The following is a 6581-nucleotide window of genomic DNA, read 5'->3' as shown; positions in this document are numbered from 1 at the left end:
GGTGCTTCGGGCCGGTTGAGGACCGGGAAGTTCACCGACCGGGCGATGAAGCACAACCGGTGGGCCTTCTCATGCAGCGTGTCGGCCAGGTCCCGCTGGGACTCATCGGCCAGAACGATGCGCGGCCGGAGCAGGACCTGGGTGAATTCGCCGCTGCCGTCACGGTTCAGGCGCAGCGTCCCGGTGGCGGCGTCCGTGTATCCGGTCACCGCCACCGAATGTTTCACCGCCACATGGAAGTAGGACAACATATGGCATTGGGCCAGGGCGCCGAGCAGCAGTTGTTCGGGGTTCCACCGATCGGGGTCACCGTGGAAGGTGGGATCGGCGGTGCCGGGAAGATCCGGCAGACCGTCCACCCGCAGGAGATGTTCCCTGCCGTAATCGCGATGGCCGGTGGTCCCGGTCCCGCGATTTCCCGTCCACTGGACATCGACCTGGTACTGATGCAGATACGGATCCATGGCACCACTGTAGGCCCGAATTCCCGGGCGATTAACGTCCCGGGTCCCGGCTCCGTGGGGAGCCGGGACCCGGGGGATCAGTGCATCAACCAGTCAGGGCCCTAGCCATCCACGGCCTGGGCGGCCAGGGCCCGGACCATCGCATCGCGGCTTTCCACCAGCATCCGGCGCAGTGCAGGGCTGCCGGTGCCCAGCTGCTCCAGGAAGGCATCGGTGGCTTCCAGCGTGGCCTCGCTGGTCTGGGCCATCGGGAACAACCCGACGATGATCTGTTGGGCGATCTCCCAGCTCTTGGACTCCCAGACCCCCTGGATGGTCTGGAAGTACTTCTCCACGAACGGTTCCAGCAGGGCGGGATCATGGGCCCGCTTGAAACCGGTGATCGCCGAGCGCTGATGGGTGTTGGACAGCTCTCCGCCATCGATGATGGCCTCCCAGGTGGCCAGCTTCGAGGCGGCCGTCGGGATGGCGGCCCGGGCCACTTCGGCGGCCAACCGCCCGTTGGCCGTGTCGTCGGCGGCGAGTTCTGCCGCGATGTCCGCGGCGGCGGCCCGCCCACCGGCGACCAGCGCGGTCAGCAGGTGCCAGCGCAGATCGGCGTCGACCTGCAGTCCGTCGAGCTTCTGTTCGCCGGTGAACAAGGCCGCGACCGTGTCCAGCTGGTCGGCGGTGTGCGACCGGGAGGCGAAGGCCTTCACGAACTGCAGCTGCTTATCCGAACCGGATTCGGCCTCGCGGGCCAGCACCCACAGCCGGTCGGCAGCCTGGTCGCCGATCCGCTCGCGGTCCTCCTCGCGTACGTAGTAGTCCAGGACCGTGTTCAGCTGGCCCAGGATGACCAGGACCACCGAGGAATCGGACTCGTGGCCGATGTTGCGCAGCACCAGCTCGACGAATTCACGCGCCGGGGTCTCGGCGTCGCGGGCGGCGTCCCAGGCCGAACCCCAGACCAGGGTCCTGGGCAGGGAATCCTCGAAGTCCTTCAGGTGCTTCATCGCGACCTGCAGCGAGGCGGGGTCCAGACGGATCTTGGCATAGGCCAGATCGTCGTCGTTGACCAGCACCAGGTCCGGGCGCTTCCTGCCCACGAGGGCCTCGACGTCGGTGCGTTCCCCGGCCACATCGAGTTCCTGGCGGTGGGTGCGCACCAGCTGGCCGGCGTCGTTCAGGTCGTAGAATCCCACCGCGGCCCGGTGGGGGCGGATGGTGGGGTGGGACTCGGTGGCCGATTGCACGACGGCGAAGGACGTGATGGTGCCGTCGTCGTCGGTGGCGATCTCGGCTTCAAGCTTGTTGACCCCTGCCGTTTCGAGCCATAGGCGGGTCCATTCGGAGAGGTCGCGGCCGCTGGAGGCCTCGAGTTCGCGCATCAGGTCGGCCAGCTCGGTGTTGGAGTAGGCGTGCTTGGCGAAGTATTCGCGCACCCCCGCCATGAACTCCTGCTGGCCGACCCAGGCCACCAGCTGGCGCAGTACGGAGGCGCCCTTGGCGTAGGTGATCCCGTCGAAGTTGACCTGCACGTCCTGCAGGTCGTTGATGTCGGCCTTGATCGGGTGGGTGGAGGGCAACTGGTCCTGTCGGTAGGCCCAGGACTTCTCCATCGAGGAGAAGGTGGTCCAGGCCTGGCTGAACTCGGTGTTCTCCGCAGCGGCCAGGGCCGACATGAATTCCGCGAAGGACTCGTTGAGCCACAAGTCGTTCCACCAGCGCATGGTCACCAGGTCCCCGAACCACATATGGGCCAGTTCGTGCAGGATGGTGATCGCCCGGCGTTCGACCATGGCATCGGTGGGACGGGACCTGAAGACGTAGGACTCCAGGAACGTGACGGCCCCGGCGTTTTCCATGGCCCCGGCGTTGAACTCCGGGACGAAGAGCTGATCGTACTTCTCGAACGGGTACGGGGTGCCGAACTGCTCCTCGTAGAACTCGAAGCCCTGGCGGGTCAGGGTGAAGATGTTCTCCGCATCCAGGTGTTCCATGATCGACTTGCGGGCGAAGACGCCCAACGGGATGGTCCGCCCGTCGGAACTGGTCAATTCGCTGCGCACCGCCTCATAGGGCCCGGCGATCAGCGCGGTGATGTAGGACGAGATCCGTGCGGTGCGGGAGAAGGCCCAGGTGGCTTTCCCGTCCCCGGCGGGCGAGGGCGTGGGGGTGGGGGAGTTGGAGATGAGGTCCCAGTAGTCGGGGGCGGTGACGGTGAAGGAGAACGCCGCCTTCAGGTCGGGCTGCTCGAAGACGGCGAACATGCGCCGGGCGTCGGGTACCTCGAACTGCGAGTACAGGTAGACCTCGTCGTCGACCGGGTCCACGAAACGGTGCAGGCCCTCACCGGTGTTCATGTACAGGGCATCGGCGACGATGCGCAGCTCATTGCGTGCGGCCAGACCGGGCAACTGGATGCGGACGCCGTCGCTGACCGTCCCCGGATCCAGCTCCACCCCGTTGAGCGTGACCGAGTGGACGATGTCGGTGACCGCATCGATGAACGTGTCGGCCCCGGCGGTCGCCTCGAAGTTCACGGTCGTGGTGGACCCGAACACCTTCTCGCCCCGGGTGAGATCCAGTTCGATGTCGTAGCTCTCGACGGTGACCAATCCGGCGCGTTCGCGCGCTTCGTCGCGGGTGAGATTCAATCCTGGCACGGTGATGCCTCCCTGTTTGTCTTTCGCGGTTGATGGCGGTCCAGAGAGCGCGGATATCTGAAGCGATTCCTGAACATTACGGTTATTGTCTCACTTAATGGGCGGGATGGCGCTACCTGGGGCCATCCGACCCGGCCAGGGGCGCCGGGGCCCATGTCCGCGCCGGGGACAGGCCGGATAGGATCGGTGGACGGGATCCGTCCCGCATCCCCCCGCGTCGATGACCAGGAGAAGCACCGTGAACCAGACCCATGTCTACGTTGGCTGCGCCAAGGCCGGAACCGTCGAGACCTTCGCCTTCGATCCCGGGGCAGGAACCTTCGGCCCCGCCGGTGGGCCGGTGCCCGTGGACGGGGTGCGGTCACTGGCCTCCAATCGGGAACTCGGGCTGCTCTACGCCGGGGCCTCCAGCAAGCCCCCCAGGCTCACCGCGCTGCGCATCGATTCCTCCACCGGCCGGCTCGGCGAGACCGCGAGCGTGCAGTTGGCGGACAACACGGCCTACATCAGCCTCGATGCCGACGGACGGACGGTCCGCAGTGCCTCCTACCACCAGGACGCGGTGAACTCCGTGGCGCTGGACGACCAGGGGCTTCCGGTCGGTGACGCGGTCCAGGCACCCAGCCCGGGGGAGAAGGCCCATAGCGTGCGGGCATCCCCCGACGGCCGCTACGTCTACGCGGCCTCCCTGGGCAGCGACCGGGTCGTCTGGTATGCGGTGGCGCCGGGGGAACTGACACTGGTCGGTTCCGTCGAGGCCCCCACCGGCTCCGGCCCACGCCACCTGCTCTTCAACGCGGATGCCTCGCGGGTCTATGTCATCCACGAGATGTCCGGGGAGGTCGCCGTCCATGAGCGGGACGCTGTCTCCGGGGCCCTGACCGAGATCCAACGCATCGACTCCGTCCCGGCCTCCCTGGGCCTGATCCCGGGCTTCGCCCGCCACCCCGGTGGCCCGGTGCCCGGCCCCGACGCCATCTGGTGCGCCGATATCCGCATCGGGGGACGGGGCAGGTTCCTGTTCACCACCGAGCGGTCGACCTCGACGATCTCCACCTTCTCCATCGACCCGGACACCGGCATGTTGGACTACCTGCGCACCACCGACACCGAGCAGCAGCCCCGCGGGGCCGGCGTGGATGCCGGCGGGGACCACCTGCTGGTCTGCGGGGAACTCTCGGGCCACCTCAGTGCCTATGGGATTTCCGCCCAGGACGGCACGCTCACCGCGACCGACCGGGTGGCCACGGGAGCAGGCCCGCTGTGGATCGAGGTCGTCGCCCCCTTGTAAGGTGGGAAATGTTCCCCTGCCACGGATGACCCGAAGGACACCATGCGCGTTCATATTGCCACCGACCATGCCGGACTCGATCTCAGTGCCCACCTCGTGGCGCATCTGCGCAGTGCCGGCCACGACGTCGTGGACCACGGCCCGACCTCCTACGACGCCGAGGACGACTACCCGGGATTCTGCATCAACGCCGCCGAAGCGGTCGCCGCCGAACGGGCCCGCGGGCTGGATTCGTTGGGGATCGTGCTGGGCGGTTCGGGCAACGGCGAACAGATCGCCGCCAACAAGGTCAAGGGCATCCGGGCCGCATTGGCCTGGAACCTGGACACCGCCCGGTTGGCCCGCCAGCACAACGACGCCAATATCGTCGCCGTCGGCGGCCGCCAGCACAGCCTGGAGGAGGCCACCGGACTGATCGATGCGTTCCTGGCCGAACCATTCAGCGAGGACGAACGCCATATCCGGCGGATCCAGCAGATCGGTGCCTACGAAACCACCGGCCAGCTGGAGCACTAGGGGTGCCCGAGGGGCACTCCGTCCACCGGCTGGCCCGCCAGCTGGACGACGTCTTCGCCGGACAGGTGCTACAGGTCTCCAGCCCGCAGGGACGGTTCGCCGCCGGGGCTGCACTGTTGGACGGCCATGAACTCCTGGAGGCCACGGCCCACGGCAAGCAGCTCTTCGCCCGGTTCTCCGGCGAACGGATCCTGCGGGTGCACCTGGGCCTCTACGGGGCCTTCGGCTTCGGAGGGGACCAGACGTTCCGGGGTGCCTCAAGCATCGGGGCACCCCGGAGGATCGGCGAAAAGGAAGCGTACGACGACGAGGCTCCCGCCGCCTACGACGGCCCTCCCGCCCCGGTGGGCCAGGTCAGGATGCGCCTGGTCTCCGCCCACGGCTGGGCCGACCTGCGGGGGCCCTCGGTCTGCGAGGTCCTGACCATCCCGGAGGCCGAAGCGGTTCGGTGGCGCCTGGGACCTGACCCGTTGGGGGCTGATACCGCTGCGGGGGAAGAGGAATTCGTTGGCCGGATCGGGGCCACGGGCACCGTCATCGCCGCGGCCTTGATGAACCAGTCGCTGATCGCCGGGGTCGGGAACATCTACCGGGCCGAAGCACTGTTCAGGGCCGGACTGGATCCATGGATGCGCGGCCGCGATGTCCCGGTTCCGGCCCTGCGTGCGCTGTGGGCCGATATCTGCGCGATGATGGCCGATGGGGTCAGGGATGGCCGCATCATCACCACCCGGGTCCGGGACCGCAGCGATCCCGAGGCCCCGGTCTGGCCCGATCATGCCTATTACACCTACCAGCGCCAGGGTCGGCCATGCCTGATCTGCGGCACCCCGATCGGGCTGGCCGAACTGGCGGCACGCAAGCTCTACTGGTGCCCCGGCTGCCAAGCCCCGACCCGTCGGGTGCCCTGATCCGGCCGGAGGATCGCGGCTTCAGCCGGCCGTGAGCTGTTCAAAGGAGGCGATCAGTGCCTCGAATCCCGGATCGTCCTGGGCCCGGTGCCCGCTGCCGGGCAGGATCCGGTGCCCGGCCCCCTGCCGGGCCAGGACCTCGGCGACGGCCTCGTAATGCTCGTTCCACCCACCGCTGAGCACCAGGGTGGGTAGCGCCTCGATCAGGTCCGGGCTGATGTCGTGTCCCCACGGTGGTGGAAGGGTGCTGAACCGACGGGCGTGGGGCTCGTCCTGCGGCCAATCCGCTGCCAGTGCGGGCCCGCCGAACAGCCGGGGCTTCACTAGCGCCCAATAGCCGAAGAGATCGCCCTCGGCGGCCTTTTTCCGGGCCCGGGTCATGACCGCGATGTGCTCTTCCACGGATGCGGTGCCACGGATGAGGTCGAAGAGCGCCGGTTCGACCAGGACCAGCCGCGCCGGACGCAGTGTCCCGGCGGCGATGGCCAGCAAGGTCGGAGCGGCCCCCAACGAATGGGCGATGACCGTGCCGGGCTCCGTTGTCCTCAGCTGTCCCAGAAGGGTGGCCCGCTGCTCCACGGGTGAGTCCGGGGCGAAGGAGACGTACAGTCCCTCGTCATCGGTGGACTTCGGCCAGGCGGCCCTGCCGGTGCGGTTGGCCCCGGGAACGTAGATGCGCATGGCCGGACACTAGCACCCCGTTCCGCGCCCCTTAACGACGAAGGGCCGCCCTGGGGCGGCCCGACGCATG

At 68.1% G+C, this 6581-nt stretch carries 6 protein-coding genes; 3 read left to right on the top strand and 3 right to left on the bottom strand.

What is annotated here, in order from left to right:
* A partial coding sequence (locus tag ACT3UE_RS14045; protein ID WP_444553692.1) for an OsmC family protein occupies nt 1-464 on the bottom strand: 464 nt, incomplete at its 3' end.
* 101 nt (nt 465-565) lie between these two features.
* Nucleotides 566-3112: an aminopeptidase N gene (gene pepN, locus ACT3UE_RS14040; protein ID WP_444566911.1), complete on the bottom strand. Its 2547-nt coding sequence runs from the start codon at nt 3110-3112 to the stop codon at nt 566-568.
* A gap of 238 nt (nt 3113-3350) precedes the next feature.
* Between pepN and ACT3UE_RS14035 the strand changes: the two genes are divergently transcribed.
* The 3 genes from ACT3UE_RS14035 to ACT3UE_RS14025 are packed head-to-tail and all read left to right on the top strand — an operon-like array spanning nt 3351 to nt 5830.
* Nucleotides 3351-4403 carry a lactonase family protein gene (locus ACT3UE_RS14035; RefSeq protein WP_444566910.1) on the top strand — a complete coding sequence of 351 codons (1053 nt, stop codon included), beginning with the start codon at nt 3351-3353 and terminating at the stop codon, nt 4401-4403.
* Nucleotides 4404-4445: 42 nt separating this feature from the next.
* Entirely contained in the window at nt 4446-4919 is a 474-nt protein-coding gene (locus ACT3UE_RS14030) for a ribose-5-phosphate isomerase (protein WP_444566909.1), read from the top strand.
* 2 nt (nt 4920-4921) lie between these two features.
* A complete protein-coding gene (locus tag ACT3UE_RS14025; protein WP_444553688.1) occupies nt 4922-5830 on the top strand; it encodes an Fpg/Nei family DNA glycosylase in 909 nt (302 codons plus the stop codon).
* Nucleotides 5831-5851: 21 nt separating this feature from the next.
* Here the strand turns inward: ACT3UE_RS14025 and ACT3UE_RS14020 are convergent, their stop codons facing one another.
* Nucleotides 5852-6511: an alpha/beta hydrolase gene (locus ACT3UE_RS14020; protein ID WP_444553687.1), complete on the bottom strand. Its 660-nt coding sequence runs from the start codon at nt 6509-6511 to the stop codon at nt 5852-5854.
* Nucleotides 6512-6581: the final 70 nt, after the last annotated feature.

It is taken from the genome of Arthrobacter sp. 179 (genome assembly GCF_052379645.1).
Lineage (GTDB): Bacteria > Actinomycetota > Actinomycetes > Actinomycetales > Micrococcaceae > Arthrobacter_H.
This window is presented reverse-complemented; position numbering and strand designations above follow the sequence as displayed.

Excerpts from the sequence above, each read along its gene's own strand:
- ACT3UE_RS14020 (WP_444553687.1), bottom strand. The coding sequence starts at position 6,511 with ATGCGCATCTACGTTCCCGGGGCCAACCGCACCGGCAGGGCCGCCTGG.
- ACT3UE_RS14030 (WP_444566909.1), top strand. The coding sequence starts at position 4,446 with ATGCGCGTTCATATTGCCACCGACCATGCCGGACTCGATCTCAGTGCC.